Here is a 22,511-nt window from a genome sequence, read left to right on the forward strand (position 1 = left end):
AACAGATATAAGATAAAAGAAACAGCGCAGTTAAGTCTATAACAGGATATTGGCTGCGCGTTTGTAGTAGAAAGGTTGATATAAATGAGAATTGATGATCATATGAGCGGAGTAAGTACAGTTGCAATTGCAGGACACGTAAGGCCTGATGGCGATTGCATAGGCTCTAGCATGGGATTATATCTTTATTTTAAAAAGAACTATCCTGAGGTAAGAGTTGATGTTTTTCTTGAGGACATTCCAGAGGAATTTCTTTTCATTAAGGATGCTGACAAGATAAACCATTCTTTTACAACTGATATTGAGAGCTATGATCTATTCATATGCATAGACTGCGAAAAAGGCAGAACCGGCGAAGCTGAGAAAATCTTTGATGCAGCCAAAAAGACCATCAATATCGATCACCATATCAGCAACACTGGAACAGGTGATGTTACCTACATTGTTCCTACTTCAAGTTCAGCCTGCGAGCTTGCTTATGAAGTAATGGACAAGGACAAGCTTGATGTAGATATTGCGCAGGCTCTATACACTGGAATGGTAACAGACACAGGCGTATTCAAGTACAACAGCACATCTCCAAGAACTTATGAGATTGCTGGTAAGCTTACAGCTTTTGGATTTGATTTTACATGGCTCATTGACCATGTTTTCTATGAAAAGACCTATCTCCAGAACCAGATTCTTGGAAGAGCTCTTCTTGAGAGCATTTCACTTATGGATGGCAAGGTAATTGCATCTGCTGTGTCCAAGGAAACAATGGATTTCTATGGAGTTAAGGGCAATGACCTTGACGGAATCGTCAACCAGCTGATGTTCACAATCGGTTGTGATGTTGCAATCTTCATCTATGAGGATGAGCCAATGCTCTATAGAGTAAGCCTTCGTAGTAACGGCAATATCGATGTATCAAGAGTTGCCAAGCTCCTTGGCGGTGGTGGCCATGTAAGAGCGTCAGGATGTACTTTGAACGGTACACAGCACGACGTTATCAACAGCATAACTCATTTCATTCAGCAGCAGTACGATGAAAAGAAATAAATAATTCATAGCCGCAGGATTGTGTGTCTTGCGGCTATTGTTAGCTACGCCCACTTCGCAGGCATGCCTCACAGATTTGAGTCTGAAAAATATAAGAAAGAGTTTTCTACATGAACAAATACAACGGACTGATAAATATTTATAAGGAACAGGGCTTTACCTCCAATGATGTGGTAGCCAAGCTCCGCGGAATTCTTCATCAAAAGAAAATAGGTCATACCGGTACTCTTGATCCTGATGCCACAGGTGTGCTTGTGGTCTGTCTTGGAACAGGAACCAAGCTGGTTGAGATGCTGACAGATCATGATAAAGAATATATCGCAGTCTGCAAACTGGGTGTCACAACTGATACTCAGGATATGTCTGGCACTGTACTTACTGAATCTGAAGTTCATGTGACAAGGCAGGAACTCCACGAGGCCGTTCAGGCCTTTGTTGGCGACTACGACCAGATTCCACCTATGTATTCTGCAATCAAGCAAAATGGCAAAAAGCTCTACGAGCTTGCAAGAGAAGGCATCGAGGTTGAGCGAAAGCCCAGAAAGATCCACATTGGCGCTATAACAATCCTTGATGATTCAAATCTTGAAAAAGATAACTCTTTTGTCATGGAAATTAAGTGCTCTAAGGGTACATATATCAGAACTCTCTGCAATGACATTGGCGAGAGACTAGGGTGCGGTGCTGCCATGCAGAACCTCATGAGAACAAGAGTTGGAGCCTTCGCCCTTGATAGCGCTGTTAAGCTCTCACAGGTAGAAGAAATGAGGGATAACGGAACGCTTGAGTCTATCATAAAATCTCCAGAGTACATTTTCAGGGATCTTGATGCAATCCATGTCAGTGACAACTGCAGAGTAATCCTTGAAAACGGCAATAGCTTCCGCAGAGATAACCTTGTAAGCGAAGATCCTGAGGGCGTTAATGACAAGGACTTTGCAAAAGAGATGTTTTCTGACGGAGATATGTTCAGAGTTTATTCAGAAGACGATACCTTTTTTGGTATATACAAATATGACGCCAGAACTAAACAGTTTAAGGTGGATAAGTTCTTTTTCGAGAAGAATTAAAAATAGGAAACAATAATAAGAAGTAAAAAAACAGAGATAAAATAAGAAACAAGACAATGAAGATAATAACACGACTTGATGAATTAAATATATCTGAGAAAACTGCCATTGCCATAGGCAAATTTGATGGGATCCACTTAGGACACAAAAAGCTTCTAAAGCTCATCCTGGATCAGAAGCAGGACGGCCTGAAAGCCACTGTTTTTACCTTTGAGCCATCCCCGGAGGAATTCTTTGTAGGACACCCTGTCAAACAGCTCTTTACCAGAAATGAGAAAAGAAAAGCCTTCGAGGCCATGGGAATTGACATCTTGGTGGAGTTTCCGTTAAATGTCCAGACAGCTGCAACACCTCCGGAGGACTTTGTTAAGAACATTCTGGTAGAAGACTTAAAGGCTGACTATATTGCGGCGGGATGTGATGTTTCTTTTGGCGACAAGGGAAGAGGAGACCAGCACCTTCTAAAGAGCATGAGCAGGGAACTGGGATTTGAGCTGTGCCTTATTGACAAGGTAATGCTTGATGGAGAGGAAGTCAGCTCCACCAGGGTGAGAAACCAGGTGGCAGACGGAAATATCCCAATGGCCAAAAGGCTCCTTGGAAGCGACTACAGCATCAGCGGTATCGTGGAACATGGCAATCATCTTGGTTCTACCATTGGAGTTCCTACTGTAAACGTGCTGCCTCCTGTAGGTAAGCTCCTTCCACCATTTGGTGTATATAGCAGCATTGTTGTAGTTGGAGACAGGACCTTTAAGGGCATGACCAACATTGGCAGAAAGCCCACCGTGTCCTCAAACAATCAGGTTGGCGTTGAGACTTACATATATGATTTTGACGAAGATGTGTATGGCAAGTTCATCGAAGTTAAGCTCTGTGAGTTCAAACGCCCGGAGATGAAGTTCGAAAGCGTAGAAAAACTCAAGGCTCAGATGAAAAAAGATATAGAAGACATACGATAAAGAAAATACAAAACTATCAGGGAAAAGATCACTACAAAATAGTGGTCTTTTTCTTTTGCCCATTTATGCGGCTTTTCCATGATTTTTGTCATAAAAAATGGAAACGGAAAAAGGTATAAAGTTTTCCTAAACTCTAAAACACGCATGGTTACAGACTTTTTTGTAAATTATAAACATCATATTAAATATCATAACAAACAAAAACTGACGCAAATATGATTAAAATTATGATTTTCTATGATGTATAACATTTACAAGCTAAACAACAAAAACGTGTGTGTGCGATTTTTATTTGAGAGAGGGAAAAGATATGATGAAGAATTTAGTTAACAAGAAACTGGTAAAGGCAATCACAATCGGAATAAGTGCAAGCATGTTATTACAGCCTGTTGCAGCATATGCAGCTGAGGGCGAAGAACTTAACAAGTCCCTGGCAAGTGACGAGCAGAAAGTCAGCAAGCAGCTTTCTGCAACAGAAACAGTAGAGCAGGCAGCACAGTCTTTTGACAAAGAAGTTAATAATGAAACAAATAGCGTTTCCGCAGCTGTAGCAGAAGTAAATGCAAACGTTCAGGCAATAGATCAGCAGTTTAACGGAAAAGAAAGCGCTACAGAAGCAGATACAGTTGCAACAATCACAAACAATGATCTGCAGGAAGTTCACAATGATAATTACGATCAGATAAAAGAAGCGGCTGAAAATCTTTCTAAGGACGTAGAAGAGATCAAGAAAGATGTTGAAACTCTAAATACAGACGCTGAAAACATATCTGATGCTCAGGATACAAGAAATGACGCCGTAAAAGAGCTTGAGAATACAGAATCTGTAGATGCAGCAGCCCAGAAGGCTGACACAGCCTACGATGGCGTATCAGAAAAGATAGCTCAGGCAAACGAGAAGATCGAGAATGCTACAACCCAGGAGCAGGCTGATGAAGCTTATGCAGAAGCTCAGGCAGTAGTTGAAGAAGCAAACAAGAATCTTGAAGATGCCAAGAAAGAATATGCTGAGAAGAAGGGAGCTTATGAGACAGCTTTATATAAGGCAAATGCAGCTCAGACAGCTTACACAGAGGCTATAAATAATGCTGATGGCGACATCAAGAAAGCTGAGGAAAATCTCAAGGCAGCCCAGGCTGAGGCCAAGAAATTAAACGATGAGCTTGACGAAGCAGCTAAAGCGCTTGATACAGCCAAGGCAAATGCAGAGGCAGCAAAAGAGCTTGATGTAGAAGGCAAAGAGCAGGCTGTAACAGATGCTGAGAATAACTTAAAGGAAGCTACCATAGCTCTTGCAGAGATCACAGGCAAGATTACTGATGCAGAAACAGCTCAGAGCGCAGTAGATCAGGCAAATGCAGCTGCAACCAAGGCTGAGACAGATAACGCAGCAGCTATAAGCGCTGGACAGAACGCAGCACAGGCAGTGCAGGATGCTCAGAATGCCGCAGTAAAGGCAGAAACAGATAACGCATCAACTATCCAGACAGGAAAAAATGCAGAGCAGGCAGTAAAAGATGCTTGGGATGATGTTGTTACAGCTCAGAAGAAGCTTGATGATATGAAAGCTTCTAAGGTTATTTTGGATAATGTTTCTGGACATTTTGACACAGATCATAACAAGATGATTGCTTTTGAACTTGTTAAAATTTGGATTAGAGAAACTGAACCAAATGCAGAAATAACTTTAACTGGAAAAGAGAGATTTACATACATCGGATGGACACTTGATCCAGCAAGATATCACTATTTTGAAGTGAATGTCAACGGTACATTAAGATACTTCAATTATGATACATCTACTAGGAAAAATGACGTAAAAGTATACGAAAAATCTGGAATAGATGATACTTCAGATTATCAGTATGTAATTGAGAGAAATAAATATCTTTCTAGCTATAAGGATAAGGAAGAGGCTGCAGAAGAAGCAGTCAAAGAAGCTGAAAAAACAGCAAAACAGACTGCAATTGACAATAAGCAGGCTATACAGGCAGGAAAAGATGCAGCAAAAGCAGTACAGGACGCCAAGGACGCAGCGGTAAAGGCAGCTACAGATAATGCAGCAGCAATCCAGGCAGGAAAAGATGCAGAGAAAGCCGTACAGGATGCTAAGGACGCGGCAGCTAAGGTAGCAGAAGATAATGCAGCTACTATAAATGCAGGAGCAGAAGCACTGAATTTACTTCAGGATGCTCAGGATGCAGTAACAACCGCCCAGAACGAAAAACAGGCAGCAGACGATGCTCTTACACTTGCCAAGAAGTACGCAGAAGAATACAAGGCAGTTTTTGACAGCTATGAAAAGCTCTCTGCAGCAGCATCAAAGGCTAATACAAAACTTCAGGATGCAGCAAACAGACTTGATACTCTTAAGAAGAGCATTTCTGACCTGATGGCAACCTACGCTGGAACAGGCATCAGTACTGACGATGTGAAGGCAGAACTTGATGAACTTAACAAAAAGTACATCGAAGCCAAGAATAAATTTGATCAGGCAGAAAAAGATAAAGAGAAAGCCGATGAAGATCTTGCAGATGCAAAAGAAAAGCTCGAAGACAAGAAGAAAGAAATAGCTGATAACGAAGCAGCAAACCAGCCTACAGGCGGAAATGATGGCCAGCAGGGCACATCTGGCACAGGAACAGATCAGGGTACAACAGGCACAACTACAGGCACAGGAACTGATCAGGGTACAACAGCAGATGCAACTCCTGGCTCAGGCGCAACACAGACTCCAGTAGCTACAGTAGCTGCAGCAGATGGCGCAGCAGTTCTTGGAGCAAACAGAGCCCTTGCAACATCAAGTACAGAAGCAGCAAAAACAGTAACTTCTAATAGCAAAGCAGCAGGCGCGAACGCAGCTCTTAAGACAGAAGATGCAGAAAATAGCGACATCACAGCAGATTCTGAGGGTGGCGTAGTTGTAGCAAAGGTCCAGGAAGAGAAGACAGAAAAAGAGACAGTAACTAGTGCAATTACTGATATCGCAGATCAGGAAACTCCTCTCGCAGCTATCCCAGTAGAGCAGCAGAGCCGCCTTCCTTATATTCTCCTTCTCATCCTCGCAGCACTTGGTATAACAACTGAGGAAGTTATTAGAAGAAACAATAAGAAGTCAAACTAATCTGTCATCTAATAGATGACCAGGATATAATCCTAATCAAATAAACCTCTCTCATGAGAACACACACAAGGAAAGAAGCAGGTTCACAAAGGCCTGCTTCTTTCTTGCTGTACAAGATCAACAAGTAAATGAGTACGCCAACTAAATCATAATTAAAATCACAAACAACAAAATTAACATCAAATATGATTATCTTTATGATTGCTTATCCTGTATAAATATATCCGTTGAAAAAATCGTTATATATGTATGTAGAAAAATATAATAAAAGGGAAGAAATGTGTTATGAAAAAGAACTTACTTAACAAACAGCTTATTAAAGCTATCTCATTAGGAATCAGCGCCAGCATGGCACTTCAGCCAGTAACTGCGATGGCAGCTGAGGGAGATGATAGCTCTTTAAATACAAATGGAAATGTGCAGGAAAACAAAGAAGGCGTTGATCTTGTAGAAGAGACAGAGGCAGCATTTAGCAAAGTTGTCAACAACACTTCAGAGTCTTCAAACGATGGATTAGCTGCTACTACAGCCCAGGTAAACGAAGATGTTAATACAATCAAAAATGATTTTTCTTCTAATAATGAATCAGAGAACGTTACAAATCAGGATTTAAAGGAAGTTTATAACGATAATATCGATGTTATCGCAAAGAACGCTGAGAACCTTAATGCTAATGCAGAAACTGTAAATGAAGATGCAAAGACAATCGTAAGCGATGTAGATTCAATTGTAAGTGCAAATAGTGACAGAGTGGAGGCTATAAATGCTGTAAATGAGACACCTTCTGTAGATGAGGCAGCAAACAAGGCAGCATCAGCTTTTGCAGATGTTGATGAAAAGATTAAAGAGGCTAACGACAAGATCGCAGCTTCTACAACACAGGAAGAAGCTCAGAAGGCATATGACGATGCTAAGACTGCTGTATCTGAAGCTACAGCCAAGTACGAGAGCGCCAAGGACGAATTTGAGGCAAAGAAAGAAGCATACGAAAAAGCTCTTTCCCGTGCTAACCAGGCTCAGAGCAAGTACCAGGAAGCAATCAGAACTGCTACAGGTGATGTAGAGAAAACAGAGGAAGTTCTTAAAGAAGCAAAAGATTACGCTGAGCAGCTTAGAAAGCAGCTTAAATTAGCTAGTAAGAACCTTGCAGATGCAAAGCAGAAAGCAGAAGAAGCAAAAGAGCTTGATGTAGACGGAAAGGAAGCTGCAGCAGAGGAAGATGGAAATAAGGCTACAACAGCAAATTCTGAACTTGAGAAGATTAATACAGCTATTTCAGAAGGCCAGAAGGCTCAGCAGCAGATTGATGATGCTAAGAAAAATGCAGATGATCTCAAGAATGAAAACAACGATATAATCAAAGCAGGAAAGGATGCCCAGGAGTCTATAGATAAGGCTGCTCAGGATGCAAAGGATCTTGCAACAGAAAATGATCAGATTATTAAAGATGGTACAGATGCTGAAACTAAAGTATCTGAGGCTAACCAGGAACTTGAGAACGCTAAGAAGGATCAGCCTATAGTAGACGCTGGAACACAGGCTGATACTACTATTCAGAATGCAAAGAAGGCAGCTGAGCAGGCTAACACAGATAATAAGGGCATTGTTGAAGCTGGAAACACTGCTCAGGGTAAAGTAGATGTAGCAAACCAGGCAGTTACAGATGCAGAGGATGCACTTTCTGATCTGGAGAATAACCATAAGTCAATAAAAGATGCTAAGGAATGGTACAAGCCAGAAGAAAACATGAAGATAGCAATTCTTTTGATTGAAGACTACTATAAGAAGCTTGATAGCAACACTACGGTTGAGGTAATTGAAGACGATTATGAGTTTGTAAAAATTCCGCATTATTTTGCCTTAAAGATTAACGGAGAAAGAGTTGAGTTCGATTTTAAAACTGATGAGTATAGAAATGATATAAAAGTCTACAAGAGATCAAATTGGTTTGATGATGAGTGGGCATATGCATGGGGGAAATTGTCCTATGTTGCAACAAGACAGAGATATCTCTCTGATTACAACAAACAGCATTCAGCAGCTGAGCAGGCTGTAACAAATGCTGAAAATAATGCAAAGCAGGTGGCTGAGCAGAATAAGAAAGCTATTGCAGATGGCCAGGAAGCAGCTAAGAAGATTTCAGATGCAGAAGCAGAGGCAAAGAGACTTTCAGAGGATAAAGATCTTCAGAAGAAGATTGCAGATGGTCAGGAAGCAGCTAAGAAGATTTCTGATGCCCAGGCAAAGGTTGACGGACTTGCAAATGATACAGACCTTCAGAAGAAGATTGCAGATGGCCAGGCAGCAGCACAGAAGGTTGCTGAGGCAGAAGCTAACGCTAAGAAGCTCGCTGAGGATGCTGATCTTTTAAAGAAAATCTCTGATGGCCAGACAGCAGCACAGAAAGTAGCTGAAGCAGAGGCAGAGGCAAAGAGACTTTCAGAGGATGAGGAACTCCTTAATAAGATCGCTGCCGGCGATGCAGCAAGCCAGAAGCTTTCAGCGGCTGAGACAGCAGCAAACGATGCCAAGACTGAGAAAGAAAACGCTGATAAGGCAGTAGCAACAGCTAAGAAGTATTCAGCAGAATATGCAAAGGTTATTGCTGATTACAACAAGCTTTCTGAGGATTTCGATAAGGCTAACGAAAAGATCAATACAGCTTCAGAGAAGGTTGAGGCTCTTAGAAATCAGATCGCTGACCTTATTAAGAATTATGGCGACACAAATCTTACAAATGATGAGATGACAAATAAGCTTACTGAGCTTAACAACCAGTATAAAGAAGCTAAAGAGAAGCTTGCAGAGGCTCTGACTGAGAAGGAAAACGTTGAGGAAAAGCTTGGCGCTACAGAAGAAAAGCTTGGTGATAAGCTTGACGAAATCAAGAAGGAAGAGGCTAGAAAGGCAGCAGAGGAAGCTAGAAGAAGAGCTGAGGAAGAGGCTAGAAGAAACCAGAATAGCGACAATGGTTCAAATGGTAGCCAGGATCAGAACTCAGATTCAGCTAGTGAGTATGTTACAGTAATTCCTACAACAGCTACAACCAAGAAGACAGCTACAACTCTCACAATAGATACTCCAGAAGTTCTTGGCGCTAAGAGAGCAGTTTCAACAAAGACTTCAAAGACTTCAAGGACTTCTACAAAGAAGGCTACAGATACAGTAGTTGAGACTAAGGACAACACAGAACTCAAAGAGACAAAAGAGACTGAGACAGTAGTAGCTTCTAGTGACGAAGTTAAGACAACTGAAGGTCAGGATGTAGACAACAAGGAAGTAACAATCGCTGATGAGCAGACAGCTCTTACGGATTCTGTTGCTAACACAGAAAAGAAGGGCTTCCCATGGCTTGTACTTTTAATCCTTGCAGCTCTTGGAATCACAACTGAGGAAGTTGTAAGAAGAAATTCCAAGAAGGATAAGGCTTCAGAGAAGGCAAAGAAAAACTAATCATAAAAACTAACTAGTGACATAACTAATCTATTTAGTTTTTACACACTTTTTAATTGGGGGCAGGCCAAAAACTATTTTGACTTTACATACCTTACATTTTATGCTAAACTACATTAGTTGCTGACAAGAGTGCAGTAATAGTTACAGAAACTACCTTTTACTCGGATACAGGAAACTCCAACCTTTGTCTGTGTAACAGGCGGATTCAGGATTATTTTTTACAAAGGAGAAAAACGATGATCGCAAAAGAGAAGAAAACAGAAGTTATCGAGAAGTTCGCTAGAAAGGCTGGCGACACAGGATCACCTGAGGTTCAGGTTGCAATCCTTACAGAGAGAATCAAGGAGCTCAACGCTCACCTTGACAAGAACCCTAAGGATCACCACTCAAGAAGAGGTCTTCTTAAGATGGTAGGTAAGAGACGTGGCCTTCTTGGATACCTTAAGAAGAAGGATATCGAGGCTTATCGTAAGCTTATCGCTGATCTTGGTCTTAGAAAGTAATTTTGATACTAAAGGCGGGACTAGGCTGATGAAAATCAGCCTGTTCCGCTTTTATGCATTTATATGATATAGGTGTCAAAATTCAAAGATGCGTACATGCTTGCATGTAAAGCATTTTGAATTTATGACCCGAACAAATATGAGGAAATAGCAATTTACGAAGTAAATTAGCGGTTTCCGAATGTTTGTAGAATTGCGAGAATGACGAAAGTCATGGAGCAATTCGTATATCATATATGCAAGGATTCTTTATAAGATATAGGTGTCAAAATTCAAAAATGCGTGCATGCTTGCATGCTAAGCATTTTGAATTTATATGATATTGGTATTCAAAGTTATAATAAAACTCATGAATTGCGTGACTTTTATTATGACCTTGAAAACTTAATATCATATAAAAATACAGAACTAATAATATGTGTAACTGCACACGTGCCTGAAGTGGCGAGGGGGCCACAAATTCTGCCCCTGCCAGATGACGGATCACGGATGAGCAGGAAGGAGAAAAAATGGTAAAAACTTATTCAATGGAACTGGCTGGTCGTACACTTAAGGTTGAGATCGGCAAGGTAGGCAAACAGGCAAATGGTTGCGCATTCATGCAGTACGGAGACACAACAGTTCTTTGTACAGCAACAGCAAGCGCTAAGCCAAGAGACGGAATCGACTTCTTCCCTCTTTCAGTAGAGTACGGCGAGAAGTTCTACGCAGTAGGTAAATTCCCAGGTGGATACAACAAGAGAGAAGGTAAGCCTTCTGAGAACGCTATTCTTACTAGCCGCGTTATCGATCGTCCTATGAGACCTCTTTTCCCTAAGGATTACAGAAATGACGTAACTATCGAGACTATGGTTATGGCTGTTGATCCTGAGTGCCGTCCTGAGCTTGTAGCTATGCTGGGCGCTTCAGTTTCAGTTTCAATTTCAGATATCCCATTCGATGGCCCATGTGCTATGACACAGATCGGTATGATCGATGGAGAACTTATTGTTAACCCTACTCAGGAGCAGTGGAACACAGGTGACCTCAAGCTTACAGTTGCATCTGTAGGTCAGAAGGTTATCATGATCGAGGCTGGTGCCAACGAGATTCCTGAGGAGAAGATGAAGGAAGCTATCTACAAGGCTCATGATGTTAACCTTCAGATCATCGAATTCTTCAAGGGTATCGTAGCTGAGGTTGGTAAGCCAAAGCACGAATACACAAGCTGCGCAGTTCCTGAAGAGCTCTTTGCAGCAATCAAGGAAGTTGTTCCTCCAGAAGAGATGGAGAAGGCTGTATTCACAGACGACAAGCAGACAAGAGAGGCTAATATCGCCGATATTACAGATAGACTTACAGAGAAGTTTGCTGACAACGAGGAGTGGCTTGCTATCCTCGGTGAGGCAATCTACCAGTACGAGAAGAAGACAGTACGTAAGATGATCCTCAAGGATCACAAGAGACCAGATGGTCGTGAGATCAAGCAGATCAGACCTCTTTCAGCTGAGGTTGATCTTATCCCTAGAGTACACGGAAGTGCTATGTTCACTCGTGGACAGACACAGATCTGTGACGTTGTAACTCTTGCTCCTCTTTCAGAGGCTCAGAAGGTTGAGGGACTTGACTCTTTTGCAGCAGACAAGAGATATGTACATCAGTACAACTTCCCTGCTTATTCAGTAGGTGAGACAAAGGTTTCAAGAGGACCTGGACGTAGAGAGATTGGACACGGAGCTCTTGCTGAGAGAGCACTTCTTCCTGTTCTTCCTAGCGTTGAAGAGTTCCCATATGCAATCCGTGCAGTATCAGAGACATTTGAGTCTAACGGATCAACATCAATGGCTTCTACATGTGCATCTTGTATGTCACTTATGGCTGCTGGTGTTCCTATCAAGAAGATGGTTGCTGGTATCAGCTGCGGTCTTGTAACAGGCGATACAGATGACGATTTCGTAGTACTTACAGATATCCAGGGTCTTGAGGACTTCTTCGGAGACATGGACTTCAAGGTAACAGGTACTAAGGACGGTATCACAGCTATCCAGATGGATATCAAGATCCACGGTCTTACAAAGCCTATCGTTGAGACAGCAATCGCACAGTGCCGTGAGGCTAGATTCTTCATCATGGATGAGTGCATGAGCAAGGCTATTGCAGAGCCTCGTAAGGAAGTATCCAAGTACGCTCCTAAGATCGTTTCTATCCAGATCGATCCTGAGAAGATCGGTGATGTTGTTGGTCAGAGAGGTAAGACAATCAACGAGATCATCGCTCGTACAGGTGTTAAGATTGATATCACAGATGATGGTAAGGTTTCAGTATGCGGCGAGGATCAGGACAAGATCGCTGAGGCTGTAAACATGGTTAACATCATTGTTTCAGAGTTTGAGAAAGGCCAGATCTTCACAGGTAAGGTTGTAAGCATCAAGGAATTCGGCGCATTCGTTGAGTTCGCACCTGGTAAAGAGGGTATGGTACACATCAGCAAGATCTCTAAGGAGAGAATCGAGCACGTTGAAGATGTTCTTACACTTGGCGATACAGTTACAGTTGTTTGCCTTGGCAAGGACAAGATGGGCAGAATCAGCTTCTCTATGAAGGATGTTGCTCAGAACTGAGAGAACTTGACGAGGTATTTGCGAGTCTAGTTCGAATGTTATTTGATTATTTTGATCGATTTTTTGGGGGCCGGCATGTTTATCACATACCGGCCTCATATTGAGTATAATCAGACAAATTTAGTATATTTCAGACACGTATATAATATGCGGTTAACGTAATCGTAAGGTTTGAGCTATAGATATATGCAGGTATGAATGCGCAATACTTTGTGACTTTTAAAGCTATGGAGATGAGACCAATCAATTTCAAGTGCCAGTGCACGCAGAAATTGATTCTCTGGGCTCATCGGAATGTTCAGCTTTACAGGAACAAAGATTGCACGTCATACCAAATATATCTATAGTTCAAACCGAAAGATACAAGTATTATTAAATGTAAGGATGCGAAAATGAGTAATACAAAAGAGACAATAAATGAGATAAACAAGCGCCGCACCTTTGCCATTATTTCTCACCCTGATGCCGGTAAGACAACTCTTACTGAGAAGTTCCTTCTCTACGGCGGAGCTATCAACATGGCGGGAAGCGTTAAGGGTAAGGCTACAGCAAGACATGCAGTGTCTGACTGGATGGAGATTGAGAAGCAGAGAGGTATCTCTGTAACATCATCTGTTCTTCAGTTTAACTATGAAGACTGCTGCATCAATATCCTTGATACCCCTGGACACCAGGATTTCTCAGAAGATACATACCGTACACTTATGGCTGCTGACTCAGCTGTCATGGTAATCGATGCCAGTAAGGGCGTAGAGGCTCAGACCAGAAAGCTCTTCAAAGTCTGCGCTATGAGCCATATTCCGATTTTTACCTTTATCAACAAGCTGGATCGTGATGCAATGGATACCTTTGATCTTCTTGATGACATTGAGAACAACCTTGGTATCGCTACATGCCCTATGAACTGGCCTATCGGATCAGGTAAGAACTTCAAGGGTATCTACGACAGAAGAGAAGGCCATATTGTTACTTTCTCTGAGACTCAGAAGGGTACCAAAGAGGGAAAAGAGACATTTATAAACCTTGATGACAAGGCTGGAATTGATGCTAATGTAGGCCAGGACGCTTATGACAAGCTTATTAGCGAGATTGAGCTTTTAGACGGTGCTGGTGCTGAATATGACCTTGATAAGGTTCGCGCAGGAGAGCTTACACCAGTATTCTTTGGATCTGCTCTTCAGAACTTCGGTGTAGAATTATTCCTCCACCACTTCCTCAAGATGGCAACACCACCTACAGGAAGAACTTCATCAGATGGCGAGAAAATCGATCCGCTTGAGAGAGATTTCTCAGCATTTGTATTCAAGATTCAGGCCAATATGAACAAGGCTCACAGAGACAGGATCGCCTTCATGAGAATCTGTTCAGGCAGATATGATGCAGACAAGGAAGTTAAGCACGTTCAGAGCGGCAAGGTAATGAGACTTTCACAGCCACAGCAGCTTATGGCTGACGAGCGTAAGATCCTCTCAGAGGCTTATGCAGGAGATATCATGGGTGTATTTGATCCAGGTATTTTCTCAATCGGCGATACAGTCTGCATGCCCAAGGACAACATAGTTTACGAGGGCATCCCAACCTTCGCTCCTGAGCATTTTGCAAGGGTTCGCCAGGTTGATACCATGAAGCGTAAGCAGTTCGTCAAGGGTATCACTCAGATAGCCCAGGAAGGTGCTATTCAGATCTTCCAGGAGTACAACACAGGTCTTGAAGAAATTATTGTAGGCGTTGTTGGTGTACTTCAGTTTGACGTATTGAAATTCAGACTCCAGAGTGAGTACAATGTAGATATAATACTTGAAAATCTTCCATACGAGTACATCAGATGGGTAGACAACGAGGACGTAGATATGTCCACACTTGTCGGAACTTCTGATATGAAGAAGATAAAAGATATGCATGACAGACCACTTCTTCTCTTTATCAACGAGTGGAGTGTCGGCATGACAATGGATCGTAATAAGGGACTTGTCCTTTCAGAGTTTAAAAAGAACTAAAAAGGGCGAGATGTTAGTTGAAAAAAGTTCTTGGAGGCTTAAATATTGAGGGAGAAACGTGCTAAAAACAAAATAGCATTATTTCTTGCAGCGCTTACTACAGCACTGACTTTGTCTGGATGCCAGTATTCAAGCTTTGATGAGTATCTGGAGATACTGGGGATGAAGGAGCCTGCCTACGAGGATGACTATGCATCAAGAGAGGAAACGCTTGTAGTTTCAGAGGATTCTACCAGCAGCTCTTTTGACCTTGCTCCGTCCTATCAGCCTGCCGATAACGAGTACTCTGCAGATGAGATAGAGGCTACAGGCGAGATTTCTTTTGCCAGCGATGGGGAGACTTCTGGCACTTCTACGGCTACCTATGGAGGCGGCTATGATGCGGATAAGTCTTATTCCTCTTCCTACAAGGAACTTACAGAGGCTGAGCTCAATGAACAGATGAAGGCAGCAAGACAAAATGCAGGCCTTACTCCTGATAATGTTAAAAAGCTAAAGAGTCAGCAGCAGGGGCTATACGCCTTTGACAGACTAACAGGTTCTGGTCAGACTCTTTATGTTGAGATTCTGTCCATCATTCAGACCATGAGTGAGAATGTTCCGGTTTCCACAACAAGTGATGAGGCTATAGACCTGGTTTTTGACTACGTATGCGCGGATCACCCGGAGCTCTTTTACGTCGATGGTTACAGATATACCAATTACACCATAGACGGCGCTATAACTAAGATCAGCTTCTCTGGCAACTACATCTACACAGCAGATGAGGTAAAAGAGAAACAGACTCTCATCAACCAGGAAGTCAACCGGATCCTTGCCGGTGCGCCATCTTCTGAGGATGATTATTATGCGATCAAGTATCTGTACGAATATCTGATACAGAATGTTGAGTATGACCTTGATGCTCCTGATAATCAGAATATTTGCTCGGTTTTCATCGAGGGACGAAGCGTATGTAATGGCTATGCCAAGGCTATGCAGCTTCTTTTGGGGAAACTTGGTATAAAGAGCACTCTGGTCACAGGAACTGTGGATACCAAGAAGGCTAAAGATGTAAGACATGCCTGGAATCTGGTTTTGTGCAATGACGTCTATTACTATGTGGATGTTACCTGGGGAGATTCCTCCTATCAGGTTGGTAATGGCGAAAATGCTGATTCCACAAGGCTTCCAGCAGTTAATTATGATTATCTTAATGTTACTACAGATGAAATAGAGAAAAATCACACCGTTTCAGATATCCTTTATATGCCGGATTGTGCTAGTATGAAGGATAACTACTACGTCAGGGAAGATGAGTATTTTACAACTCCGGAACTGGTGCTGGTGGGAGATCTTTTCAACAGAAGATATCAGGACGGAAGCTCAAGCGTAGTGATAAAGTGTGCTGACAGAGATGTTTACGACCAGCTTTTTGAGCAGCTTATAACACAGAGGCAGGTGTTTAACTATATGCAGGGGGATAATTCCTCTGTATCCTACACAACCTTTGTGGATACCAATACGATGATCTTCTGGATCAGGTGAATTTACGGCTTATGCAGTATTTATGCCAAATGGCTTGATATATGGTATAATAATTCAGAATAAACTTCACAACAATGAGGAGTAGATAAAATGGGTAAAGAGTTAGCAGAGATTGGATCAGTTAAGATTGCGGATGACGTTGTAGCAAGAATTGCTGCTTTGGCAGCTCTTGAGGTTGACGGCGTTTCAGCAATGGCAGGAGGATTTGTAAGTGATACTCTTGAGAAGGTAAGCCGCAAGAACTTATCCAAGGGTGCCAAGGTCATGATCGGTTCATCTGATGTCAAGGTTGATCTTTCACTTATGATGGCTTATGGCTACAATATTCCAGCAACTTGCCAGCAGGCTCAGACTCGTGTTAAGACTACTATCGAGAACATGACAGGCCTTGAGGTTACTGATGTCAATATCAGAATCGCAGGAATCGTAATGCCTAAGGCTTGATATCACAGAGCCGCGGATGAGAAACCGCAAGAGTAACTGATATACAACTTTTTTAGAATGGATAATAAATATGAATAGAACAGAACTTAGAGAGCAGATTTTCCAGCTGCTCTTTCGTGTTGAATTTAACACCAAGGAAGAAATGTCTGAGCAGGAGGAACTCTTTACAACAGAGGGCGACCTTGATTTTTCCAAGTCAGACGCTGATTACATCAGAGACAAATATGAGAAGATAGCTGAGAAACTTGAGGACATCGACAAGGCTATCAATGAGAAGGCAACAGGCTGGGATACTAAGCGTATGGCCAAGGTTGATCTTACTATCATCAGACTTGCTGTATACGAGATCCAGTATGATGAGTCAGTTCCTACAGGTGTTGCTATCAATGAAGCTGTTGAACTTGCCAAGAAGTTTGGACAGGATGGTTCACCAGCATTTGTAAATGGAGTGTTAGCTAAATTTGCGCAGTGAATATACAGTCACACAGGTTAATGCATACATAAAGAACATGTTCACTCAGGACTTTCTTTTAAAGTCCATTACTGTTAAGGGAGAAGTGAGCAATTGCAAATATCATTCCTCCGGTCATATCTATTTTACACTCAAGGATGCCGGAGGCGCTATTGCCTGTGTTATGTTCCGGGGGGACAGAGAAAGAGGCGGCCTGAAATTCCAGATGAAGGAAGGCCAGCAGGTCAAGATCACCGGGACCATAGATGTATATGAAAGAGACGGCAGGTATCAGCTCTATGCCAGGGAGATTTTATTGGACGGAGCTGGTGCTCTTTATGAGCGCTATGAAGAGCTTAAAAAGAGACTGTCAGAAATGGGGCTTTTTGCTGCTGAGTACAAACAGCCTATCCCCAGATATATACATACTCTCGGCGTTGTTACAGCCCCTACGGGAGCAGCGGTGCGTGACATCATAAACGTTGCCACCAGAAGAAATCCACATATCCAGATAGTTCTTTATCCCGCTATAGTTCAGGGTGATGAGGCTCCTGAGAGTATAGTAAGAGGCATAGAAGCCTTAACACAGAAACAGGTAGACGTTATCATTGTGGGCCGAGGCGGAGGTTCTATAGAAGACTTATGGGCATTCAATGAAGAGATAGTGGCTCAGGCCATTTTCGATTGCCCTATTCCAATTATTTCAGCAGTTGGACACGAAACGGATACTACAATAGCGGACTATGTTGCAGACAGAAGAGCACCTACACCTTCTGCGGCGGCAGAGATTGCTGTTTTTGAATACGAGAGATTCTTGCAGGATCTTCAGGACTATGCTTATTCTTTACACAGATCCATGGACAGGCGGATTTCTGATCTGAAGATGCAGGAGACCAGGTATAAAGAGACACTTCGTCTTTTAAGTCCTATGGGCAAGATCAAGGACAGACTCCTTAGGATGGATCAGTATCAGGACCAGTTACAGGTACTGATGGACAGGAAAGTCTTAAGTTACAGGCACAGGCTTGAGGTTGATATTGAAAGACTAAAAGGCTTATCGCCACTTGACAGGCTTAAGGGCGGCTACTCCTATGCTGCAGCTTCTGATGGCAGTAACATCCGCAGCATCAGCCAGGTTAAAAAGGGTGACGAGATTTCTTTATACGTGACAGATGGTAAGATTAAGGCTCAGGTTACAGATATTGCAGAGATGAAGTACCAGTGACTTCATTAGAATACCAGGGAGCTTTCATGCAGCAGTAACTGGAATCAGTAGTAAGTGCAGATATAAGTCCTAGTATCGATGAATAGATGAATTGACCAGAGAAACCGGTCACAAGGACACAGGAGATAGATATGGCACCAAGGAAAAAGGAAGAAGACATACAGCAGGATAAAAAGCTCTCTGTAGAAGAGGCTTTTGCTGAGATAGAGGCAAAGATCCAGGCTCTGGACAGCGACGAGATCAGTCTTGAAGATTCTTTTAAGCAGTACCAGAAAGGCATGGAACTTCTTAAATATGCCCACGAGACTATAGAGGAAGTAGAGAAAAAAGTTCAGAAAATTGCGGAGGATGGAAGTCTTACAGACTTTGAATAAGTACTATGGGAAGCGACTTTGAAAACAGACTATCGGATAAGGCATCTCATATAGAAGAGGTTTTGAAAGCTTTTTTACCAAAAGAGTCAGGCTACGCAAGAACTGTTATCGAGGCTATGAATTACAGTCTTATGGCAGGCGGCAAGAGGCTAAGGCCTATGATGATGCTTGAAGCTTACAAACTTTTTGCAGGAGAAGATTCAAGCGAGGATGTGGTAAGGCCATTTATGGCGGCTATGGAGATGATCCACACATATTCTCTTGTTCACGACGATCTGCCTGCTATGGATAATGACGAGTACAGAAGAGGCAGGAAGACAACCCACGCTGTATATGGGGCAGGAATGGCTACCCTTGCAGGGGATGGCCTTTTAAATCTTGCCTATGAAACCGCGGTATTAGGCGCTATAAAGGGAAAAGAGCTATCTCTTTTCGACGGAGAAACTTCAAACAGATATATGGCAGCACTTAAGGTGCTGACTGAAAAAGCCGGAATCTACGGCATGGTTGGAGGCCAGTGCGCTGATATCTGCGCTGAGAATGCCACTGACGTTGCAGAAGAAGAGATGAAGGATACACTTCATTACATAGATGAGAACAAGACTGGAGCACTGATAGAATCAAGCCTTATGATAGGGGCTATTCTTGGTGGAGCGACTTCTGCCCAGGTTTCTCAGATTGAGAAGGCCGGCAGTAACGTTGGAATCGCCTTCCAGATTCAGGATGATATTCTTGATATCACCAGCACAGCAGATGTTCTTGGAAAGCCAATCGGCTCTGATGAGAAGAATGGCAAGAGCACCTATGTGAGCCTTTATGGAATGGACAATGCTGTTTCCAAGGTAAAAGAGCTATCGGATGAGGCTATGAATATTTTAGAGGAGCTTGGATTTAAGGGAAGCTTTCTTGATGAGCTCTTTAACTACCTCATCTATAGACAAAAGTAATACGAAATGAAGGGAGCGGAGATATGCTTCTTGATCAGATAAATAAAACCGGGGACATCAAGGATATTCCCAAGTCGAAATATCCCGAGCTTGCCCAGGAAATAAGACAATTTTTAATAGAAAAATTATCAGTTACAGGTGGACATCTGGCATCTAATCTTGGAACAGTTGAGCTTACAATGGCTCTCCACGTTGCACTTGATCTTCCTGAGGATAAGATAATCTGGGACGTAGGACATCAGTGCTACACTCATAAGCTTTTAACTGGCAGAAAGGATCAGTTTGACCACCTTCGTCAGTATGGTGGCATGAGCGGCTTCCCAAAGAGATGCGAGTCAGACACCGACTGTTTTGATACGGGACATAGCTCTACTTCTATTTCTGCAGGTCTTGGAATGGTCAAGGCCAGAGACCTTAAGGGAGAGGATTATACAGTTGTTTCTGTTATTGGAGATGGCTCTCTTACTGGAGGCCTTGCTTATGAAGCTCTCAACAACGCAGCCAAGCTTGAGACCAACTACATCATAATCCTAAATGACAATGAAATGTCTATTTCTGAGAGCGTTGGCGGAATGAGAAGATACCTTGATTCTGTCCGTACTGCAGAAGGCTACCTTAACCTTAAGTGGGACGTTTACGAGCAGCTTCGTAATTCCAATCCCAAGATGGTTGACAGCATCAGACGTGCCAAGAACAGCTTTAAGCAGCTTTTTATACCAGGAATGGTATTTGAAAACCTTGGAATTACTTATCTGGGGCCTGTTGATGGACATGATACCCAGGCTCTTGTCAGAACCATCAAGGAAGCCAAGAAGGTCAAAAAAGCTGTCATTATCCACGTTATGACCAAGAAGGGCAAGGGATTTGAGCCTGCAGAGAGGCATCCTGCAAGATTCCATGGAACAGAGCCTTTCCTTGTCGAGAACGGCCTTCCCAGAAATCCCAGAACTACAGCCAATTACCAGGATATTTTCAGTACTGTAATGTGCAAGCTTGGAGCAAGGGATGACAAGGTGGTTGCTATCACAGCGGCCATGGCTGATGGCACGGGACTTAAGAGATTCCGCAACATGTATCCTGACAGATTTGTGGATGCAGGAATAGCAGAGGAACACGCTGTTACCTTTGCGGCAGGCATGGCTACAGGCGGGTACAAGCCTGTGTTTGCGGTTTATTCATCTTTTTTACAAAGAGCATATGATCAGATTCTAGAAGATGTCTGCCTTCAGAATCTTCCAGTTGTGTTTGCTATAGACAGGGCAGGACTTGTGGGAAGTGATGGAGAAACCCATCAGGGAATCTTCGATCTTTCCTATATGTCTACAATGCCTAACATGCATATTATGGCCCCCAAGAATAAATGGGAACTTTCAGATATGCTGAAGTTTGCGGTGGATTTTGACGGCCCTATCACAGTCAGATATCCAAGAGGTAACGCTTATTCAGGACTTCAGGAGTTCAGAGCTCCTATAGTAATGGGCAAGTGCGAGCCTATTTATGAAGAGAAGGATGTATGTCTTTTGGCTGTTGGCAGCATGGTCAAGATTGCTGAAAAGACAAGAGAAATCCTCAAGGAAAATGGCATTAAGTGTTCACTTGTTAATGCCAGATTTGTTAAACCTATTGATACTGACTATATCCACGCAGCCAGCAAGACTCACAAGTTGTTTGTAACAATGGAAGAAAATGTGGCTACAGGCGGCTATGGAGAGAAGGTCAGAAAGTATATCGATGAGAACAGGATTGATGCATCCGTCTTATCAATTGCGATACCAGATAAGTTTGTGACACACGGAAGCGTAGACCAGCTCTACAAGGAGCTTTCAATGGACCCTGAGTCTGTTGCAAACCGTGTACTTGAAGAAATTAGGAAATAAGGAAAGATTATGGCAAAAGAAAAAGAGAGGCTGGATGTTCTTCTTGTAAACAGAGGACTTGCGCCTTCAAGAGAAAAGGCCAAGACACTTATAATGGCCGGAGAGGTTTTTGTCAACGGACAAAGAGAGGACAAGCCTGGAACAACCTTTGAGGAAGCCAAGATAACAAGCCTTGAAGTCAGGGGAGATACACTTCCCTACGTGAGCCGAGGCGGGCTCAAGCTTGAGAAGGCAGTCAATAACTTTGGCTTTTCTCTGGAAAATAAGATTTGTATGGATATTGGAGCTTCTACAGGTGGATTTACTGACTGCATGCTTCAGAATGGCGCATCCAAGGTGTATTCGGTGGATGTGGGCCATGGCCAGCTGGACTGGAAGCTTAGAAGCGATGACCGCGTAGTATGCATGGAGAAGACCAATTTCAGATATATGGTAAGAGATGACATTCAGGACGATCTGGACTTTGCTTCCTGCGATGTTTCTTTTATCTCCCTTACGAAGATACTGTTGCCTGCAAGAAGGCTCCTTAGAGACAGGGGCGAGATGGTATGCCTTATAAAACCTCAGTTTGAGGCGGGCAAAGAAAAAGTCGGTAAAAAGGGAGTTGTTCGTGATCCCAAGGTTCATGAGGAAGTTGTCCACAGGATCATTGATTTCGTGAATATAGCCGGTTTTGACGTACTTCATCTTGATTATTCGCCTATCAAGGGGCCAGAGGGTAATATTGAGTATCTGGTCCACATCAGCAAGAACCCTGAGGCTAATGACAGGGTAAAAGAGCTTACTGAGGCAGATGGAGAGAAGACACTTAAAGTTGTGGAGGAGCAGGGCGATGGCTTTTCGCATAGCCCTGAAATGGAAAAGCTCATTGCAGAAACTGTTGCAAGAGCGCATGGGAGCTTAGATAAATAAT

At 42.7% G+C, this 22,511-nt stretch carries 16 protein-coding genes; all 16 read left to right on the forward strand.

The genetic code is table 11. The features are described 5' to 3' along the window. The first annotated feature begins 84 nt into the window (after positions 1 to 84). The 16 genes from G631_RS0103695 (at position 85) to G631_RS0103770 (ending at position 22,510) form a co-directional block, all read left to right on the forward strand. On the forward strand, positions 85 to 1,041 hold the full coding sequence (locus tag G631_RS0103695) for a DHH family phosphoesterase (RefSeq protein WP_026488301.1): 957 nt from the start codon (positions 85 to 87) through the stop codon (positions 1,039 to 1,041). A gap of 110 nt (positions 1,042 to 1,151) precedes the next feature. Beyond that, positions 1,152 to 2,111 carry a tRNA pseudouridine(55) synthase TruB gene (gene truB, locus G631_RS0103700; protein WP_026488302.1) on the forward strand — a complete coding sequence of 320 codons (960 nt, stop codon included), beginning with the start codon at positions 1,152 to 1,154 and terminating at the stop codon, positions 2,109 to 2,111. Positions 2,112 to 2,167: 56 nt separating this feature from the next. Further along, positions 2,168 to 3,073, forward strand: a complete 906-nt coding sequence (locus G631_RS0103705) for a bifunctional riboflavin kinase/FAD synthetase (protein WP_026488303.1) — start codon at positions 2,168 to 2,170, stop codon at positions 3,071 to 3,073. Positions 3,074 to 3,383: 310 nt separating this feature from the next. Then, positions 3,384 to 6,197: a hypothetical protein gene (locus tag G631_RS0103710; RefSeq protein WP_026488304.1), complete on the forward strand. Its 2,814-nt coding sequence runs from the start codon at positions 3,384 to 3,386 to the stop codon at positions 6,195 to 6,197. Between the two features lie 285 nt (positions 6,198 to 6,482). Beyond that, positions 6,483 to 9,650 (forward strand): hypothetical protein, encoded by a 3,168-nt coding sequence (locus tag G631_RS0103715; RefSeq protein ID WP_026488305.1) that lies wholly within the window; start codon positions 6,483 to 6,485, stop codon positions 9,648 to 9,650. 239 nt (positions 9,651 to 9,889) lie between these two features. Continuing rightward, positions 9,890 to 10,156: a 30S ribosomal protein S15 gene (rpsO, locus tag G631_RS0103720; protein WP_026488306.1), complete on the forward strand. Its 267-nt coding sequence runs from the start codon at positions 9,890 to 9,892 to the stop codon at positions 10,154 to 10,156. 509 nt (positions 10,157 to 10,665) lie between these two features. Beyond that, on the forward strand, positions 10,666 to 12,756 hold the full coding sequence (locus tag G631_RS0103725; protein WP_026488307.1) for a polyribonucleotide nucleotidyltransferase: 2,091 nt from the start codon (positions 10,666 to 10,668) through the stop codon (positions 12,754 to 12,756). A 392-nt stretch (positions 12,757 to 13,148) separates the two neighbouring features. Then, the gene (locus G631_RS0103730; protein WP_026488308.1) at positions 13,149 to 14,753 is read left to right on the forward strand and encodes a peptide chain release factor 3; all 1,605 of its coding nucleotides are present in this window, start codon (positions 13,149 to 13,151) and stop codon (positions 14,751 to 14,753) included. A gap of 45 nt (positions 14,754 to 14,798) precedes the next feature. Beyond that, entirely contained in the window at positions 14,799 to 16,280 is a 1,482-nt protein-coding gene (locus tag G631_RS19890) for a transglutaminase domain-containing protein (protein ID WP_051196794.1), read from the forward strand. Positions 16,281 to 16,370: 90 nt separating this feature from the next. Further along, positions 16,371 to 16,724: an Asp23/Gls24 family envelope stress response protein gene (locus tag G631_RS0103740; protein WP_026488309.1), complete on the forward strand. Its 354-nt coding sequence runs from the start codon at positions 16,371 to 16,373 to the stop codon at positions 16,722 to 16,724. A 70-nt stretch (positions 16,725 to 16,794) separates the two neighbouring features. After that, positions 16,795 to 17,196, forward strand: a complete 402-nt coding sequence (gene nusB, locus G631_RS0103745) for a transcription antitermination factor NusB (RefSeq protein WP_026488310.1) — start codon at positions 16,795 to 16,797, stop codon at positions 17,194 to 17,196. 37 nt (positions 17,197 to 17,233) lie between these two features. Continuing rightward, complete coding sequence (gene xseA, locus G631_RS0103750) at positions 17,234 to 18,400, forward strand: exodeoxyribonuclease VII large subunit (RefSeq protein WP_051196851.1); 1,167 nt, start codon at positions 17,234 to 17,236, stop codon at positions 18,398 to 18,400. Between the two features lie 131 nt (positions 18,401 to 18,531). Then, positions 18,532 to 18,774, forward strand: coding sequence for an exodeoxyribonuclease VII small subunit (gene xseB, locus G631_RS0103755; protein ID WP_026488312.1), 243 nt, complete (start codon positions 18,532 to 18,534; stop codon positions 18,772 to 18,774). Between the two features lie 5 nt (positions 18,775 to 18,779). After that, positions 18,780 to 19,721, forward strand: coding sequence for a polyprenyl synthetase family protein (locus G631_RS0103760; RefSeq protein ID WP_026488313.1), 942 nt, complete (start codon positions 18,780 to 18,782; stop codon positions 19,719 to 19,721). Between the two features lie 23 nt (positions 19,722 to 19,744). After that, on the forward strand, positions 19,745 to 21,598 hold the full coding sequence (dxs, locus tag G631_RS0103765; RefSeq protein WP_026488314.1) for a 1-deoxy-D-xylulose-5-phosphate synthase: 1,854 nt from the start codon (positions 19,745 to 19,747) through the stop codon (positions 21,596 to 21,598). Between the two features lie 9 nt (positions 21,599 to 21,607). Next, entirely contained in the window at positions 21,608 to 22,510 is a 903-nt protein-coding gene (locus G631_RS0103770) for a TlyA family RNA methyltransferase (protein WP_026488315.1), read from the forward strand. Position 22,511 lies beyond the last annotated feature (1 nt).

This window comes from Butyrivibrio sp. XBB1001, assembly GCF_000424505.1.
GTDB lineage: Bacteria > Bacillota > Clostridia > Lachnospirales > Lachnospiraceae > Butyrivibrio.

What these genes read in the sequence shown, in the direction of transcription:
- G631_RS0103695 (WP_026488301.1), top strand. Translation starts at nt 85, where the DNA reads ATGAGAATTGATGATCATATGAGCGGAGTAAGTACAGTTGCAATTGCA.
- truB (WP_026488302.1), top strand. Translation starts at nt 1,152, where the DNA reads ATGAACAAATACAACGGACTGATAAATATTTATAAGGAACAGGGCTTT.
- G631_RS0103705 (WP_026488303.1), top strand. Translation starts at nt 2,168, where the DNA reads ATGAAGATAATAACACGACTTGATGAATTAAATATATCTGAGAAAACT.
- G631_RS0103710 (WP_026488304.1), top strand. Translation starts at nt 3,384, where the DNA reads ATGATGAAGAATTTAGTTAACAAGAAACTGGTAAAGGCAATCACAATC.
- G631_RS0103715 (WP_026488305.1), top strand. Translation starts at nt 6,483, where the DNA reads ATGAAAAAGAACTTACTTAACAAACAGCTTATTAAAGCTATCTCATTA.
- rpsO (WP_026488306.1), top strand. Translation starts at nt 9,890, where the DNA reads ATGATCGCAAAAGAGAAGAAAACAGAAGTTATCGAGAAGTTCGCTAGA.
- G631_RS0103725 (WP_026488307.1), top strand. Translation starts at nt 10,666, where the DNA reads ATGGTAAAAACTTATTCAATGGAACTGGCTGGTCGTACACTTAAGGTT.
- G631_RS0103730 (WP_026488308.1), top strand. Translation starts at nt 13,149, where the DNA reads ATGAGTAATACAAAAGAGACAATAAATGAGATAAACAAGCGCCGCACC.
- G631_RS0103740 (WP_026488309.1), top strand. Translation starts at nt 16,371, where the DNA reads ATGGGTAAAGAGTTAGCAGAGATTGGATCAGTTAAGATTGCGGATGAC.
- nusB (WP_026488310.1), top strand. Translation starts at nt 16,795, where the DNA reads ATGAATAGAACAGAACTTAGAGAGCAGATTTTCCAGCTGCTCTTTCGT.
- xseA (WP_051196851.1), top strand. Translation starts at nt 17,234, where the DNA reads ATGTTCACTCAGGACTTTCTTTTAAAGTCCATTACTGTTAAGGGAGAA.
- xseB (WP_026488312.1), top strand. Translation starts at nt 18,532, where the DNA reads ATGGCACCAAGGAAAAAGGAAGAAGACATACAGCAGGATAAAAAGCTC.
- G631_RS0103760 (WP_026488313.1), top strand. Translation starts at nt 18,780, where the DNA reads ATGGGAAGCGACTTTGAAAACAGACTATCGGATAAGGCATCTCATATA.
- dxs (WP_026488314.1), top strand. Translation starts at nt 19,745, where the DNA reads ATGCTTCTTGATCAGATAAATAAAACCGGGGACATCAAGGATATTCCC.
- G631_RS0103770 (WP_026488315.1), top strand. Translation starts at nt 21,608, where the DNA reads ATGGCAAAAGAAAAAGAGAGGCTGGATGTTCTTCTTGTAAACAGAGGA.